The 16286-nt window shown below is 59.1% G+C and carries 11 protein-coding genes and 1 tRNA gene; 9 read left to right on the top strand and 3 right to left on the bottom strand.

Annotated elements, in window-relative coordinates; all coding sequences use genetic code 11:
• Positions 1-31: 31 nt before the first annotated feature.
• The 3 genes from OZX71_RS05285 to OZX71_RS05275 all read right to left on the bottom strand — a co-directional run bounded on the left by OZX71_RS05285 (position 32) and on the right by OZX71_RS05275 (position 2976).
• Positions 32-868: a metal ABC transporter permease gene (locus OZX71_RS05285; RefSeq protein WP_277146585.1), complete on the bottom strand. Its 837-nt coding sequence runs from the start codon at positions 866-868 to the stop codon at positions 32-34.
• Positions 865-1779, bottom strand: a complete 915-nt coding sequence (locus OZX71_RS05280) for an ATP-binding cassette domain-containing protein (protein WP_277159597.1) — start codon at positions 1777-1779, stop codon at positions 865-867. The genes OZX71_RS05285 and OZX71_RS05280 overlap by 4 nt, the downstream gene beginning before the upstream one ends.
• Positions 1780-1902: 123 nt before the next feature.
• Positions 1903-2976, bottom strand: coding sequence for a zinc ABC transporter substrate-binding protein (locus tag OZX71_RS05275; RefSeq protein WP_277147342.1), 1074 nt, complete (start codon positions 2974-2976; stop codon positions 1903-1905).
• 407 nt (positions 2977-3383) lie between these two features.
• Between OZX71_RS05275 and OZX71_RS05270 the strand changes: the two genes are divergently transcribed.
• From OZX71_RS05270 to polA, 9 genes are all read left to right on the top strand, one after another.
• A complete protein-coding gene (locus tag OZX71_RS05270) occupies positions 3384-4280 on the top strand; it encodes a bifunctional methylenetetrahydrofolate dehydrogenase/methenyltetrahydrofolate cyclohydrolase (RefSeq protein ID WP_277159596.1) in 897 nt (298 codons plus the stop codon).
• 140 nt (positions 4281-4420) lie between these two features.
• Positions 4421-5902: a 30S ribosomal protein S1 gene (rpsA, locus tag OZX71_RS05265; protein WP_277146588.1), complete on the top strand. Its 1482-nt coding sequence runs from the start codon at positions 4421-4423 to the stop codon at positions 5900-5902.
• A gap of 112 nt (positions 5903-6014) precedes the next feature.
• Positions 6015-6662 carry a dephospho-CoA kinase gene (coaE, locus tag OZX71_RS05260; protein WP_277159595.1) on the top strand — a complete coding sequence of 216 codons (648 nt, stop codon included), beginning with the start codon at positions 6015-6017 and terminating at the stop codon, positions 6660-6662.
• A 121-nt stretch (positions 6663-6783) separates the two neighbouring features.
• Complete coding sequence (gene uvrB, locus OZX71_RS05255; RefSeq protein ID WP_277159594.1) at positions 6784-8898, top strand: excinuclease ABC subunit UvrB; 2115 nt, start codon at positions 6784-6786, stop codon at positions 8896-8898.
• A gap of 82 nt (positions 8899-8980) precedes the next feature.
• Positions 8981-9964, top strand: a complete 984-nt coding sequence (locus tag OZX71_RS05250) for a TerC family protein (protein ID WP_277159593.1) — start codon at positions 8981-8983, stop codon at positions 9962-9964.
• Positions 9965-10106: 142 nt separating this feature from the next.
• A complete protein-coding gene (pyk, locus tag OZX71_RS05245) occupies positions 10107-11555 on the top strand; it encodes a pyruvate kinase (protein ID WP_277146591.1) in 1449 nt (482 codons plus the stop codon).
• A gap of 241 nt (positions 11556-11796) precedes the next feature.
• A tRNA-Leu gene (locus OZX71_RS05240) sits at positions 11797-11870 on the top strand.
• A gap of 124 nt (positions 11871-11994) precedes the next feature.
• Entirely contained in the window at positions 11995-12774 is a 780-nt protein-coding gene (locus OZX71_RS05235; protein WP_277146592.1) for a response regulator, read from the top strand.
• Between the two features lie 116 nt (positions 12775-12890).
• A complete protein-coding gene (gene polA / locus OZX71_RS05230; RefSeq protein WP_277159592.1) occupies positions 12891-16085 on the top strand; it encodes a DNA polymerase I in 3195 nt (1064 codons plus the stop codon).
• Positions 16086-16286 lie beyond the last annotated feature (201 nt).

Here is a 16286-nt window from a genome sequence, read left to right as displayed (position 1 = left end):
CCGGTAGCTCGGTTGTCCGGCCACGTCGGCCTCAGCGGCGGCGCAACGCCTCCACGCCTTTGGCGAGCAGCCAGAACAGCGTGGAAATGGTGACGATGACGAAGCTCGGGGGAGTGGGCATCATGGCCGAGACCACCAATCCGCCCCAGATTGAGATCAGGCACAGCAGGCTGGAAAGCACCATCGAACGCAACGGCGTACTGGTGAGGATGTTCGCCGTGGCGGCGGGGGTCACCACCAGCGCGAAAATGAGCAGCGTGCCTACCGCGGGCACCGCGATGGTGATGACGCCGGCCATGATGGCCATGAACAGCACGTTCATCACGCCTATCGGCACTCCCTTGGCCTGGGCGACCTGCTCGTCCAGGGAGCTGAACAGCAGCGGGCGATAGACCACGGCCATCACCGCGAGCAGCAGCACGTCGAACATCGCGAAGCCCAAGACCTGATCGCCCGTGATGGTCAGGATCGAACCGAACAATATCGCCTGCATCTGCTGCGCGGCCGAACTCGACATACGGGAAAAGAACAGGCCCAGACCGGTGGCGAAAGCGAGCACGGTGCCGGTCGCGATCTCGCGCTGCGAGGCCTTCTTGCCCAGCGCCCCGATGGTCAGCGCCCCGCCAAGTGCGAAGACGCCGAGGCCAAGCGAGACCGGCAGACCGAGCAAGACGGCCCCCGTGGCTCCGGGCAGCCCGATATGCGCCAAGGCATGCGCGGCGAAGGTCGAGTGACGGGCGATGGTGAAATAGCCCATCACGCCTGCGGCCAGCGCGATGCACAGGCCTGCGATGAAGGCGTTGTGCATGAACGGCATCGAAAGCGTTTCCAGCCATTCACGATTGAATCCGAATTGAATGTGGCTCATAGCTCCGCCTCCTGCTCGCGGTTTTCGGCGTGATGACGGTGGAACCCGGCGACTTCGTCAGGATTGTGGATATCCGGTGTGATGTCCTCCGGTTCATCCGGGTCCGGAGTGACGAACATATCTCCCTGAGGGGTGGTGACCACTTGCACTTTCGTGCCGTAGAGATGGGTCAGCAGATCGGCGTCCAGCACCTCGTTCATCCGTGCGTAATGCGGGTGCCCGTCCAGCAGATAGACCGCGCTGTCGAGAATCGGCAGCAGCATGTTGAGGTCATGAGCCACCACCTGAATGGTCATGCTCATTTCATGGTTGAGGCGAGCCAGCACATGTACCGTCTCGCGTTGGGCGGCAAGATCGAGATTGGCCAGCGGCTCATCGAGCATCAGCAGTTTCGGACCGCTCACCAGAGCCTGTGCGATGGCGACGCGTTGCCGCAGGCCTCCCGACAGCTCGGAAAGCCGGTAATGACGTTTATCGTCCACGCCGGTGAAGGACATGGCCTCGCGCGCCCGTGCCCGTTGCGCCCGTGTGACGGGGTGGATGCCGAAACGCGTTCCGGTGAGCCCGAGCAGCACGGATTGCTCGGCGGTGAGGTTCGACTCGATGTCGCCGGCATAGTTTTGCGGCACGTAGCCGATCAGGTGGTTGGTCGTTCCCGCCGGCCCGCCAAGTACGGTCAGACTGCCGTTGAACAGCGGCAGAAGACCGAGTTCCGCCTTCATCATCGTGGTTTTGCCGGCGCCGTTCGTCCCGACGATGGCGGTGATGGAACCTGAGGGAATCGAGAAATTGCCGTGTTGCCAGATGATTCTTTCGCCGCGTTTGATGCCGGCGTCGCGGAAGACCAGCGCCGGTTTGTCGTCTGCGGTTCCGGCTTCCTGAAGGCTTTCGGGTTTCGTCTCTGCGTTCATCTTCTTGTTCTTTCGCTGGCGATCGAATGAAACACTGCTTACGGATTGATATATAATATAGTATAATTGAAATTGAAAATCATTCTCAAATAGCAGTGAATTGTTCGTTTGGCGAAAGCGGGATTACTTGCCGGGGTCGGTCTGTCCTGCATTCGAAGGTACCGAACCGTTGCTCGTGCCCGGGGCCGCAGGCGTCTGCTGGCTGGAATCCGTTCCATTGCCGGACTGCCCGGAGTCGTTGCTGTTGCTGCCGCTGTTGCCGGTGTTCACCTTCTCATGGCCGGCAACGCTCGCTTTGAAATCAGCCATGGCCTTGTCGATGCTTTTCGTCAGCGCCGTGATCCAGCCGGTAAGCGTGGTCTCGGATTGCGGCATCTGTTCACTGACATCGACGACGGGCACTTCGGTGCGTCCGGCCGTTCCGGTCAGGAGATTGGTGGTATTGCTCGCCTCCTGCGTGTTGTTGATGAGCAGGTTGACGTCGCGCCCGGAGATCAGATGCTGGAACTTCTGCAAGTCGCTCGGCGCAGGCTCGCCTTCGCTCCCGACGGCCTGCGTATAGCCTTTCGGGGTCTTGTCGGTGAATCCGAGGTCGTCCATCAGGTAATAGGCGACCGGTTCCGTGGCGCCGTAGGTGGCGTCCTTGTACTTGCGCGAGAATGTCTTCATCGTTTCTTCGAGCTTGGTCTCACTCGCCTTCCAGGTCTTCAGACGGGCCTGGAATTGCTTGGCTTTTGCGGGCCGCGCCTTGGCGAAGGCATCCTCGAGTTCCGTCGCCATCGCCTTGCGTGCGTCCTTGGAGAACCAGAGGTGCGGGTTGTCCCCGGTGCTTGCCCCGACCGCTGTGGCCGCCGAAACGCTGGTGGTGCCCTTGACGATGGATTTGCTGGCCCAATTGTCGTATCCCGCGCCGTTCACGACCACTATTTCGGCGCCTTGCAGTTTCGCCATATCGGCGGTCTGCGGTTCGAAATCATGGGCATCGACCGAGACGGTGTTGACGATCGAGGTCACCTTGACGTCCGATCCGCCGATTTGCCTGGCCAGCGAGCCCCACTGGTTGATGGAGGCCACCACCTTGATCGGTCCGCTTGCCTGCTTGGAGCTGTCGTTCGTCTTGCTTGGCGGCTGGGAGTCATTGCCGCCGCCGCAGGCCGCAAGGCCGAAAACCAGGCAAAGAGAGCCTACGAAGGCCATAGCCTTGGCCTGCCATCCGAATCGCTTCATACTGACCCCCTGGTCGATGTCCGTTAGCCGTTGGTTTGTATAGCTTTCATTTCAGTATAACGACAAGGCGATATACGGAAACGAGAATCGTTGTCAAACAACGAATACGGTCATACTCGTATATCCAAACTTTTGGTTTTGACAGCACGGAACCGAACGTCGCGCTGCAGGGCTCCTGCGGATTTCGTTGTTTTAGTTGGTCTTTTAATAGGTTTGAATCATTGGCTTATAAGCGGTTATAAGCAAAGGGTATGGCGTCGATAGTGGACACGCCTGCGTTTGTGGGCGGTCTGCACTTTACAATCGATAACTATGGTGTCTGGCTTGAACACGGCCGGACGGAATGTCGAAATACGTATTTCTATGAAGGAACCAACATGGCAGATGTGCAACGGACTCCTCTCAGATTGGACGGGAAGGCCGCGGCCGCGGCCATCAAACAGGATCTGCGCGGGCGTGTGGAAAGGCTCAAGGCCCAAGGCGTGAAGCCGGGCTTGGGCACCGTCCTGGTCGGCGACGACGTCGGTTCGCACAAATACGTGGCGGGCAAACACAAGGATTGCGCCGAGGTCGGCATCGCCTCCATCGCGGTTGAGCTGCCCGAGACCGCCGGCGAGCAGGAAATCATCGACGCCGTCGAGCGGCTCAACGCCGACCCTCAATGCACCGGGTACATCGTGCAGTTGCCGCTGCCCGAAGGCGTCGATTCCAACGCGGTCATCGCCCATGTCGATCCGGCCAAAGACGCCGATGGCATGCACCCGGTCAATCTGGGTGAACTCGTCACGCATATCGGCGGCGGCAATCCTGCGCCGCAGCCCTGCACGCCTCGTGGCATCATCACGCTTCTGAAGCATTACGACATCGATCTGAACGGGAAGGATGTCTGCGTCATCGGCCGCGGCATCACTGTCGGCCGCACCATCGGCCTGATGCTCACGAGCAAAGACGTGAACGCGACCGTGACCCTTTGCCATACGGGAACCAAGGATATCGGCGAGCATATGCGTGCGTCCGATGTCGTCATCGCCGCCGTCGGCCGCGCCGGATTCGTGCGGCCCGAGGATATCAAGCCGGGGGCGGTGCTCGTCGACGTCGGCGTCTCCCGCGTTTACGATGAACAGGCCGGCCGCTACCGTGTGCGCGGTGACATCGACAAGGCCTGTTACGCCTTGAGTTCCGCATACACGCCGAACCCCGGGGGAGTAGGGCCGATGACCCGTGCGATGCTCCTGGCGAACGTCGTGGAGATGGCCGAGCGCAAGCTTCATTGAGCCGACGGCGACACGCCCGGATTCTTTGGAATGCTTTGACTAGGCCGACTAGTAATCTTATGACTTGCGTGGCCGTAAGGTCGCCGACATAACTTAATAGGTAATTATCCATCCAACTAATAACAAAGAAACCACGTTTAATGGCAGAGAACAATAACGAAGTCACCAAGGTCGCGATCAACGATATCGGTACCGAAGAGGACTTCATCAAGGCAGTCGATTCCACTATCAAGAATTTCGATGATGGTGATTTGGTCACCGGCACGGTCGTCAAGATCGATCACGACGAAGTGCTGCTCGACATCGGCTACAAGACCGAGGGCGTCATTCCCTCCCGCGAACTTTCCATCAAGAAGGACGTCCATCCTGACGACGTCGTCGAGCTCGGCGATACCGTCGAAGCCCTTGTCGTCACCAAGGAAGACAAGGAAGGGCGTCTGATCCTGTCCAAGAAGCGTGCCCAGTATGAGCGCGCCTGGGGCGATATCGAGAAGATCAAGAACGACGACGGCGTTGTCGAAGGCACCGTCATCGAAGCTGTCAAGGGCGGCCTGATCGTCGACATCGGCCTGCGTGGCTTCCTGCCCGCATCGCTCGTCGAAATGCGTCGCGTCCGCGATCTCTCGCCGTACATCGGCCAGAAGATCAAGGCCAAGATTCTCGAGCTCGACAAGAACCGCAACAACGTGGTGCTCTCCCGTCGCCAGTATCTCGAGGAGACCCAGTCCGAGGTTCGCGAGACCTTCCTGGCTCAGCTCAAGAAGGGCCAGATCCGTGAAGGCACCGTTTCCTCCATCGTCAACTTCGGCGCGTTCGTCGATCTGGGCGGGGTGGACGGTCTCATCCACGTCTCCGAGCTTTCCTGGAAGCACATCGACCACCCGTCCGAGGTCGTCAAGGTCGGCGACAAGGTCACCGTCGAGGTGCTCGATGTCGATATGGATCGCGAGCGTATCTCGCTGTCCCTCAAGGCGACGCAGGAAGATCCGTGGCAGCGCTTCGCACGCACCCACGTTCCCGGACAGATCGTCAAGGGCAAGGTCACCAAGATCGTGCAGTTCGGCGTGTTCGTCTCCGTCGAAGACGGCATCGAGGGCCTGGTCCACATCTCCGAGCTCGCCAACCGTCACGTCGACAACCCGGAGACCGTCGTCAAGCAGGGCGAAGAGATCTTCGTCAAGGTCATCGACGTCGATCTCGACCGTCGTCGTATCTCCCTGTCCTTGAAGCAGGCCAACGACTCCGTCGACCCGTCCAGCGAGGACTTCGATCCGGCGCTCTATGGCATGCCCGCCGATTACGACGAGGACGGCAACTACAAGTATCCCGAAGGCTTCGACCCGCAGACCAACGAATGGATCGCCGGCTACGAGAAGCAGCGCGAGGAGTGGGAGAACCAGTATGCGGCCGCTCACGATTTGTGGGAGCAGCATAAGGAGTTCGTCGCCAAGGAAATCGAAGGTGCGGCCGAGTCCGCGGCTGAAGATGGCCAGGGCGCTCGTGAGGAGAAGTCCGCCGGAGAATCCACCAAGTATTCTTCGGAGAACGAGTCCGAAGGCACGCTTGCTGGTTCCGACAAACTGGCGGCTCTTCGTGAGGAGCTCCTCAAGGAAAAGAAGTGAAGTCGCCAAAGGTGATTTCACGTTGATTTCGTGAGATTGGTCGGCACAGGCTTGAGGTCTGTGCCGACCTTCTTGTTTTCTTGCCAATGTGTATGAGTATCGGAGATGATGCATGAGAATCGGGTTGACTGGTGGCATCGCGGCGGGTAAGAGCACCGTCGCCGCTCATTTGAAGGGACTCGGCGCCTGCCTTGTCGATTACGACCAGCTGGCCCGTCAGGTGGTCGAGCCCGGGAGCGTTGGAATGCGTCGAATTGTCAGGGAATTCGGAGCTGAGGCGATGAATCCTGACGGTTCATTGAATCGTCGATGGATGGCGGCGCATGTCTTTTCTCCGCAGGCTGCCCCTGATGCCAGGCAGAGGCTTGACGAAATCGAACATCCTTTGATATACCAGCGGGCGCAGGAACTGGAACGCCAGATTGTCGAAAAATACAGGATACGCACAGTCGAACGCGAGAACTCCGGGCAGTCTTCCCTGAGTCCCGTGATCGTCCACGACGTGCCGTTGCTGGCCGAAGTCATCGATACCATACCGTTTTCATTCGACCACATCCTTACGGTCGAAGCGCCGGAAGAGGTGCGCATCCAACGGATGATGGAGGCGCGGGGGATGAGCCGAGAACAGGCCGAAGGCAGGATACGCCACCAGTCGAGCCGCGGGCAACGCGAGGCCATCGCCGACGTGGTCATTGACTCGACACAACCAATCGAACAAATGTTCGAGCGTCTTGATATGCTGTTCGCACAATGGCGGTGAACGACGGCAAAATGATTCTATGGTAAATACGGTTCGGTTTGTAGCGGGCTGATGTCAGGAATAACGCAGGCACGGCCGAGATTGTCGGTAAGTCTGGCAACGGAAGGAATGACGGACAAATATGGGGTTCAATATCGAGCGGTCGCATCATCCGTTTGTGGTGAAGGCGCCGTATCAGCCGTCTGGCGACCAGCCCGAGGCCATCGACGAGATCGCGCGGCGCATCAACAACGGCGAGAACGACGTGGTGCTGATGGGCGCCACCGGCACCGGCAAGACCGCGACGACGGCCTGGCTGATCGAGAAGCTGCAACGTCCGACGCTGATATTGGAACCCAACAAGACCTTGGCCGCGCAGCTGTGCGCCGAGTTCCGCGAGCTGATGCCCGACAACGCGGTGAGCTACTTCGTTTCGTATTACGATTATTACCAGCCTGAGGCCTATATTCCCCAGACCGATACCTATATCGAAAAGGACTCGAACGTCAACGACGACGTGGAGCGCCTGCGCCACGCCGCCACGGCGAACCTCCTGACCCGCGACGACTGCGTGGTGGTGGCCACGGTCTCCTGCATCTACGGCTTGGGCACGCCCGAGGAATACGCCGGGCGCATGCTGTTCCTGCACGAAGGGGAGGAGATCAACCGCGATTCGCTGTTACGCAAGTTCGTCTCGATGCAATACAAACGTAATGATATCGCCTTTACCCGCGGCACCTTCCGCGTGCGCGGCGACACCGTCGAGATCATCCCGGTCTACGAGGAACTGGCCATCCGCATCGAGTTCTTCGGCGACGAGATCGACCGCATCTCCACGCTGCACCCGCTGACCGGTGACGTCATCGCCCACGAGACGCAGGTCCATATCTTCCCGGCCTCGCACTATATCGCCGGCCCCGAGCGCACCGAACACGCCTTGAAGACCATCAAGGAGGAATTGGTCGACCGCACGGCCGAGCTGCGCAAACAGGGCAAGGAGCTGGAGGCCCAGCGCCTGGAGATGCGCACCAACTACGACCTTGAGATGATTCAGCAGGTCGGTTTCTGCTCCGGCATCGAGAACTATTCCCGTCACTTCGACCAGCGCAAGCCCGGCAGCCCGCCGCACACCCTGCTCGATTTCTTCCCCGACGACTTCCTGCTGGTCATCGACGAATCGCACGTCACCGTCCCGCAGATCGGCGGTATGTACGAAGGCGACGCCAGCCGCAAGCGCACCTTGGTGGAGAACGGATTCCGCCTGCCCTCGGCGATGGACAATCGACCGCTGAAATGGCCGGAGTTTCTCGATCGGGTCGGGCAGACGGTCTATCTTTCCGCCACCCCCGGCGACTACGAACTCGGTCTTTCCGACGGTGTGGTCGAGCAGGTCATCAGGCCGACCGGCTTGCTTGACCCGAAGATCGACGTGCGTCCGGTAAAGGGACAGATCGACGATCTGCTCGGCGAGATCAAGGACCGTGTCGCCAAGCACGAGCGCGTGCTGGTGACGACGCTGACCAAGAAGATGGCCGAGGACCTCACCGACTACCTGCTGGAGCGCGACATCAAGGTGGAATACCTGCATTCCGATGTCGACACGCTTCGCCGTGTGGAGCTCTTGCGCGAGCTGCGCGAAGGCAAGATCGACGTCATCGTCGGCATCAACCTGCTGCGCGAGGGCCTGGATCTGCCCGAGGTCTCGTTGGTGGCGATCCTGGACGCCGACAAGGAAGGTTTCCTGCGCTCGCACCGTTCGCTCATCCAGACCATCGGCCGTGCCGCGCGTAATGTGTCCGGAACCGTCATCATGTACGCCGATGAGGTCACCGACGCCATGGAGACGGCCATCAGCGAGACGAACCGTCGCCGCGAGAAGCAGATCGCCTACAACAAGGAGCATGGCATCGACCCGAAGCCGCTGGTCAAGAAGATCAGCGACGTCACCGACATGCTCGCTCGTGAGGATGTGGACACCGAAACGCTGCTGGCCGGCGGCTACCGTGACGAGAAACGTGCCGGGTCCAACAAGCGCATCGCCCTGACCAGCCTCGACGAGACGGATCTGCAGAAGCACCACGATGACATCATCAACGCCGGCCTGCCCGCGCAGGACCTCGCCGACCTCATCCGCCAGATGAGCGAGCAGATGCACACGGCCGCCGAGCAGCTCCAGTTCGAGCTCGCCGCCCGTCTGCGCGACGAGATCCGCGACCTGAAGAAGGAGCTGCGCCAGATCACCGAAGCGCAGAAATAAACTCCCATCGTGATTAACAACGATCAATGACCGCAGATAACCAACGTTGCATAAGGTCATCGCCCTCCCGTAGGGTGGAAACATGGCCGAAACACCCCTAGCGTTTATGATCGCCACATATGTGGTACTTGCGATTTTCTTCGTTGTCGATTTGTTTGTGATTGGGCGTAAACCGCATGTGCCCAGCACCAAGGAGTGCGTGCAGCATATCGCCTTCTTCGTTGTTGCGGCGCTTATCTTCGGTGGTCTGGTCTGGTGGGTGTCGGGCTCGCAGCCGGCGCTGGAGTTCTATTCCGGCTGGCTCACCGAATATTCGCTCAGTATCGACAATCTCTTCGTCTTCGTCATCATCATGACGAATTTCGCCGTGCCGAAAAAGCTTCAGAAATACGTGCTGAGCGTGGGCATCACCATCGCGCTCATCCTGCGCGGGCTGTTCATTCTGGTGGGTGCGGCCGTTATCCAACGTTTTACATGGGTTTTCTTCATTTTCGGGGCGTTCCTGATCTATACCGCCGTCAAACTGGTGGCCGGCGACGATGAGGATGAGGAGTATCACGAAAATGCGATCATTCGAGCTCTTCGCAAAGTGGTGAAAATCACAGACGAGTATGACGGCGAAAAAATCCGGACCGTGAAGGACGGCAGGAAGTTCTTCACCCCGATGCTCATCGTCTTCCTGACCATCGGCACCACCGATGTCATGTTCGCCTTTGACTCGATCCCCGCGATCTTCGGGCTCACCAAAGACCCGTTCATCGTCTTCACCTCCAACGTCTTCGCGCTGCTCGGTCTGCAGCAGCTCTACTTCCTGCTCGGTGCCCTGCTCGACAAACTGGAATACCTGCCATACGGCTTGGCAGTAGTCCTCGGGTTCATCGGCGTCAAGCTGGTGATGGAAGCGCTTCACGGCAATTCACTGCCGTTCATCAACGGTGGCAGGCCGATTGCCCAGGTGCCGGAAATCCCCACGTGGGTGTCTCTTGCTGTCATCGTCGTGGCCATCGGGACGGCGGCTGCGGCCAGCGTCGTCAAGATGAAAGCAGACGCCTCCAAAACGAAATGATGAAGGTCGATTCGTAGTTATGTGAGCGCTCACATAAAAGTCGCCATAACAGGCCACATTGCTTGCGGATGCTAGTAGACTGGATAGATGTTGCGGGAAGATTTCCGCCAAACAAATGTCAGAAAAGAATAGGCAGGTATTCATGAGGAAAGCAAAAATCGTAGACACCATCGGGCCGGCGAGCGAATCGCTGGAGAACCTGACCGAACTGGTCAAGAACGGTATGGATGTCGCGCGCCTCAACCGTTCGCACGGCACCACCGATGACCACCTGAAGGTCTACAACAACGTTCGTCAAGCCGGCAAGACCACAGGCCGCAACGTCGCCGCCCTGGTCGACCTGCAGGGCCCGAAGATCCGCTGCGGCTGGTTCAAGAAGAACGCCGACGGCGAGGACAAGGTCCAGCTCAAGGCCGGACAGGAATTCATCATCACCACCGACGACATCGAGGGTGACGAGCACATCACTTCCACCACCTTCAAGGGTCTGCCCGGCGATTGCCATGTCGGCGACCCGATCCTGATCGACGACGGCAAGGTCCGCCTCGAGGTCACCAAGGTCGAGGGCAACAACGTGCACACCAAGGTCGTCGTGGCCGGACCGGTTTCCAGCCACAAGGGCATCAACCTGCCGGGCGTGGCCGTCAGTCTCCCGGCCCTGACCGAGAAGGATGAGGCCGACCTGCGTTGGGCCATCCAGACCGGTGCCGACATCATCGCCATGTCCTTCGTGCGTTTCGCGACCGACATCGACCGCGCCCACGAGATCATGGACGAGGAAGGCCGCCGCATCCCGATCGTCGCTAAGATCGAGAAGCCGCAGGCCGTCGAGAACCTCGAGGACATCGTCAAGGCGTTCGACGGCATCATGGTCGCCCGCGGCGACATGGCCGTTGAGATGCCGTTCGAAGAGGTGCCGCTGGTCACCAAGCGCTGCATCGAGCTTGCTCGTGAGTACGCCAAGCCCGTCATTGTCGCCACCGAGGTGTTGGGCTCCATGGTCAATTCCCCGATCCCGACCCGCGCCGAGGCTTCCGATTGCGCCAACGCCGTCCTCGACGGTGCCGATGCGACCATGACCTCCAACGAGACCGCCGTCGGCAGCTATCCTGCTCAGACCGTCAACACGATGGCCCGCATCTCCGGCTACGCCACCGAGCACGGCTTCGACCGCATTCCTTCCATCAGCAATCTCGACATGTCGAGCACCGGCGCCGTTTCCTCGGCCGCCGTCGACCTCGCCGACAAGACCAACGCCAAGGCCATCGTGGCCTACACGCAGACCGGTTCCACCGTGCACCGCGTCTCCCGCGAACGTCCGGCCGCCCCGATCTACGGCATCACCAACAACGAGCACACCTATCACTGGCTGGCTCTGAGCTGGGGCACCGAAGCGTTCTGCACCGACGCCGACTATCACGACATGAACCGTCATCAGCTGATGATCTTCACCGACAAGCTGCTTCGCGATGCCGGCAAGGTCGTCAACGGCGACAAGATCGTCGTGCTGTCTTCTGCTCAGGGCGAGCAGAAGTCCGGCCGCACCGATTCCATCTACGTCCACACCGTGGGTGCCTGCGACGCTGACTGAAACCGTGAAAAGGTTTTTGGCGAAACGCTTCTAGCCGTTAGCTGAAAGCCCGGCTGTTTCTTGAAGGCGATTCCTGGTTGATAAACGGAAACGTTTTGGAACCGGGGATCGTCTCGTTTCTTGAACCGGCCATTGAGCAGAACGTGCGAGAAGACACGCAGATGACGAAATCGACACTCTGACGTCGCTTGATTATGCTACTTTTAAAGGGTTGCAATTCTGCAGTTGCGGCCAGATACAAGCCCTTGTATCCCAATTGGTAGAGGAAACAGCCTCAAAATCTGTGCAGTGTGGGTTCGAGTCCCACCAAGGGCACGTTGAGTGAGTTTATCACTTTTGAATGATTGATATATCATAGTATCAATGTACTTTGTACTCGACATTTGCCATAAGAGACTTGAGAAGGCGCGAAGATACGGGTGCAGGAGTGAATACAGAAATGGAAAATGATATGGATCAGATACTGACCGATGAGGAATTGAAGGCCGCCGCCACCGATGACATCGAATCCGTCGCCGACGAAGCCAAGAACGAAAAAGCCGAAAAAGAGGGCGAGCCGCATCAGCGCACCGTCGTTGTGGCCGAAGACGAATCCGTGAACCGTATGGATTTGGTCGCCATGCTCGAAGACAACGGCTACAAGGTCGTCGGTGAAGCCGCCAATGGCGAGGAAGCTGTCGAACTTACCCGCAAGTTCCATCCGGATGTGGTATGCATGGACGTCAAGATGCCTCGCATGGACGGCATCACCGCCGCCGGCACCATCTGCGACGAGAACATCGCGCCTGTTGTCATGCTGACGGCCTATTCCCAGCCCGATCTGGTCAAGCAGGCCACCGGTGCCGGTGCCATGGCCTACGTCACCAAGCCGTACGAAGAGTCCAAGCTGCTCCCCGCGCTAGAAGTGGCCATGGGCCGTTTCGCCGAGATCAACGATCTGCTCGATACCGTCGAAGCGAACGAAGGCAAGCTCAAGGAGACCGAGTCCCAGCTCAAGGAAGCCGAAGAAAAGCTCAAGAAGGCCGAGGATACGCTTGAAGAGCGCAAGCTCGTCGACCGCGCCAAGGGCCTGCTGATGGACAAGGCCGACTTCTCCGAGCAGGGCGCCTTCCGCTGGATCCAGAAGACCTCTATGGATCAGCGCATCCCCAAGAAGCGCCTGGCCATGGCCATCATCGCCAAGTACGGCGATCCGAAGCCGGAACCCAAGCAACGCTGAGCTTAAGGCAAAATCTTATGAAGTCGCCTGTCGATTCGCCTATGAATCGGCAGGCGATATTTGTATAGTGGATAGAACACGGCGTACGAAACGAATTTGCAAGGAATGACGATCTTATGAGTGATAGCGACGATACCGAAAAGGCCGGCAACACCACAGCATCAAACGACACCTCGAAAACGGGTGATGACACGAAAACGAAAGAGGTCTCGAAAACCAAAGGCGATACGGAAACCAAGGCAGCCCCGACAGCAGCAACGGCCTCGAAGACCAAAGGCACGCTATTGGTGGTGGATGGCCATTCCCTCGCGTTCCGCGCCTATTTCGCACTGCCTGTCGAAAGCTTCACCACTTCCACCGGCCAGCCGACCAACGCCGTCTGGGGCTTCTCGACCATGCTCGCGCAGGTGCTCGATAACGAGAAACCCGATCATCTCGCCGTCGCTTTCGATATGGCCGGCGGCACGTTCCGCAATAAGATGTTGCCGCAATACAAAGGCACGAGAGACGCCGCACCGGAGGAGTTGTTGAGCCAGCTGCCGATCATTCAAGACCTCCTGAAGGCGTTGGGCGTGCGTTATGTGGAAAAGAAGGGCTACGAAGGCGACGACATCATCGGCACTATGGCCTCGATGGGCGAGGACGCCGGATACAAGACCTTGGTGCTCTCCGGCGACCGGGACGCATTCCAGTTGATCGATGACGATATCACCGTGCTTTACCCAGGCCACCATTTCAAAGATCTGAAGCACATGACCCCGCAGGCCATCGTCGACAAGTACAAGGTCACCCCGCAGCAATACCCGGACCTGGCGGCCATGCGCGGCGAGACCGCCGACAACATCCCCGGAGTTCCGGGCGTCGGCGACGGCTACGCGGCCAAATGGATCAACCAGTACGGCGGGCTCGAGGGGATCATCGAGCACGCTGACGAACTGCCAGGCAAGAAAGGGCAGGCGCTGCGCGACAATATCGAACAGGTCAAACTCAACCGTCGTGTCAATGCCGTGCTGCGCGACATGGACCTCGGCGCGTCCATCGACGATTTCACTCTGGGTGGCATGGACATGGACAAGGTCAACGCCATCTTCGCCAAGCTCCAGTTCAGCAACCGTTCCAAGAACCGGCTGGTCAAATCCTTCAACGGCGGTGTCATGCCTGATGTCGCTAACACGACCCAGGATTCGGCGCCGGCTGAGGATGACGAGGTGAACGTCAAGGAGCCGAACATCACCGAGATCGCCGATGCCGGCGAATTGGGCGACTGGATCAACAAGAACATGGGTCCGGAGTTCGTCGCGGATATATCTGGTATTTCGGATCATGTATTGGAAGTTTTCGGAGCAGAGGGCGATGCGGCAACGGCGAAAGCCGGTAAAGCAGCTGGTGCCGATAAGGCTGATAACGCTGGCAATACGGGTAAATCAAGCGAGGCCGATGGTCCGGCAGAAGCCGGCTCTTCCAAGTCTGACAGCGACGAGCGGTCGGATGAACAGGCCATCATCGAAGGTGCCAAAGGGCCTGAGCTGGTCGATCACGACATGAAATGCTCCGAGCAGGTGGGCCATTCGTGGGTGCTCTATGCCGCAGGCCGTTCGAAACCGGGGAATGCCAGGCTTGAAACCGTTGTCATGCTCGTCGGCGATGAGGCGGCTGTGATTGCGGCGTCGGCGATCGATGATGTCATGCGCGACGAGCTGCAGACACTGCTGGGCGCCTATCACCGCTCCATGGTGGTGCATGGCTACAAGGAGCACCTGCATCTGCTGGCGTCCGTCGGTATTGCGCTTGCCCGTCCGCTGTTCGACACCAAACTGGCCGGATATCTGGTCCATCCCGATTTCCACGCCGACACCCTTGCAAAGGCGGCGGAACATTTCCTCAAGCTGGAAATCCCGGAGAGCAAGCCGAAGAAGGCGCAGGGAGAGCTTGATTTCGGTGAGGACGACGACGCTGCTTCGAATGCTGAGGAATCAAAGGAAGCCCAGCAGGAAGCCGTCAAGGACGCCGCCATCGTGCGGGCGCTCGCCGATTTCCTGAAGACCCCGATCGACCAGCGCAAGCAGTTCGGTCTGCTGCGTTCCATCGAATTGCCGGTCTCACAGGTGCTTTACGACATCGAGGACGCCGGCGCGAAGGTGGATCTGGGACGTTTACACGAGCTGCTCGACGGCTTCACGGCCGATGCCGACCAGGCCCAGCAGATCGCCTTTGAGGCCGCCGGCCACGAGCTCAACCTGCAAAGTCCGAAGCAGCTGCAGACGGTGCTGTTCGACGAAATGGGACTCAAGCCTTCAAGAAAAACCAAATCCGGCTCGTACACCACCAACGCAGCCACCTTGCAGAACCTGTATGTCAAATACGCCGAGGACGAGAAGGCCAGCAACTTCCTCGGAGCCCTGCTTCGTCATCGCGAGACCAATAAGTTGAAGCAGATTGCGCAGACGTTGTTGGAAGCCGTCAACGCGCGAGACGGACGTATCCACACGACTTTCGAGCAGACCGTCGCGGCCACCGGGCGCCTGAGCTCGGTCGATCCGAACCTGCAGAACATCCCCAACCGCAACGCCACAGGCCGTGAGATTCGCTCCGCGTTCGTGCCGGGCGAGGGCTTCGAGTCGTTGCTGAGTTGCGATTACTCGCAGGTAGAGCTGCGCATCATGGCCGACCTTTCCGGCGACGAATCGCTGATCGAGGCGTTCAAGTCGGGTGCGGATTTCCACCGGTATGTGGCCAGTCTAGTGTATGACATTCCGATGGATGAAATCAGCTCCGACCAGCGCAGCCACGTCAAGGCGATGAGCTACGGGTTGGCTTATGGGCTCAGCACCTATGGGCTTTCGCAGCAGTTGAAGATCAGCCCCGCCGAAGCCGACGTGCTGAAAAACAAGTATTTTGCCACTTTCGGCAAAGTCCACGACTATCTCGAGTCGCTGGTCGCCACCGCGCGTCAGAAGGGTTACACCGAGACGATGTTCGGGCGCCGCCGTTACTTCCCGGGGCTCAAGTCCTCGCGCAGGCAGGTGCGTGACGCCGCCGAACGTGGTGCGCTCAACGCGCCGATTCAAGGTTCGGCGGCCGACATCATGAAGATTGCGATGATTCGGGCCGACCACGCGTTGCGAGAATCAGGTGTCAAGAGCCGTGTCATCCTGCAGATCCACGACGAACTCGTACTTGAGGTCGCGCCGGGGGAGAGCGAGCAGGTCAGTGAGTTGGTGCGCGACGCCATGGAACACGCCGTCGATCTGGCCGTGCCGCTGGACGTGTCGATCGGCATCGGCTCCGACTGGCAGGCCGCTGCGCACTGATGGCCAGTGGAAATCGCTGATGCTGCTTGTCTCTGTTAGGTGGGCGTACGGATTGGCCGTAATCGGGATTTTCTCCGGGCTGCCTGCCAACTGGGAAGTGTTCGACGATGGCTCTATTGTGGTAAGCAATGGAGCCATCTTTCGTTTATCGGCCGGAAACGCGATAAAGCGCTGCGTAATGATGTCGGTTTCGGTGGTGTT

Source organism: Bifidobacterium sp. ESL0764 (genome assembly GCF_029395515.1).
Taxonomy (GTDB): Bacteria; Actinomycetota; Actinomycetes; order Actinomycetales; family Bifidobacteriaceae; genus Bifidobacterium.
This window is presented reverse-complemented; position numbering and strand designations above follow the sequence as displayed.

What these genes read in the sequence shown, in the direction of transcription:
- OZX71_RS05250 (WP_277159593.1), top strand. Translation starts at nt 8,981, where the DNA reads ATGGCCGAAACACCCCTAGCGTTTATGATCGCCACATATGTGGTACTT.
- rpsA (WP_277146588.1), top strand. Translation starts at nt 4,421, where the DNA reads ATGGCAGAGAACAATAACGAAGTCACCAAGGTCGCGATCAACGATATC.
- OZX71_RS05280 (WP_277159597.1), bottom strand. Translation starts at nt 1,779, where the DNA reads ATGAACGCAGAGACGAAACCCGAAAGCCTTCAGGAAGCCGGAACCGCA.
- polA (WP_277159592.1), top strand. Translation starts at nt 12,891, where the DNA reads ATGAGTGATAGCGACGATACCGAAAAGGCCGGCAACACCACAGCATCA.
- pyk (WP_277146591.1), top strand. Translation starts at nt 10,107, where the DNA reads ATGAGGAAAGCAAAAATCGTAGACACCATCGGGCCGGCGAGCGAATCG.
- uvrB (WP_277159594.1), top strand. Translation starts at nt 6,784, where the DNA reads ATGGGGTTCAATATCGAGCGGTCGCATCATCCGTTTGTGGTGAAGGCG.
- OZX71_RS05285 (WP_277146585.1), bottom strand. Translation starts at nt 868, where the DNA reads ATGAGCCACATTCAATTCGGATTCAATCGTGAATGGCTGGAAACGCTT.
- OZX71_RS05235 (WP_277146592.1), top strand. Translation starts at nt 11,995, where the DNA reads ATGGAAAATGATATGGATCAGATACTGACCGATGAGGAATTGAAGGCC.
- OZX71_RS05275 (WP_277147342.1), bottom strand. Translation starts at nt 2,976, where the DNA reads ATGGCCTTCGTAGGCTCTCTTTGCCTGGTTTTCGGCCTTGCGGCCTGC.
- OZX71_RS05270 (WP_277159596.1), top strand. Translation starts at nt 3,384, where the DNA reads ATGGCAGATGTGCAACGGACTCCTCTCAGATTGGACGGGAAGGCCGCG.
- coaE (WP_277159595.1), top strand. Translation starts at nt 6,015, where the DNA reads ATGAGAATCGGGTTGACTGGTGGCATCGCGGCGGGTAAGAGCACCGTC.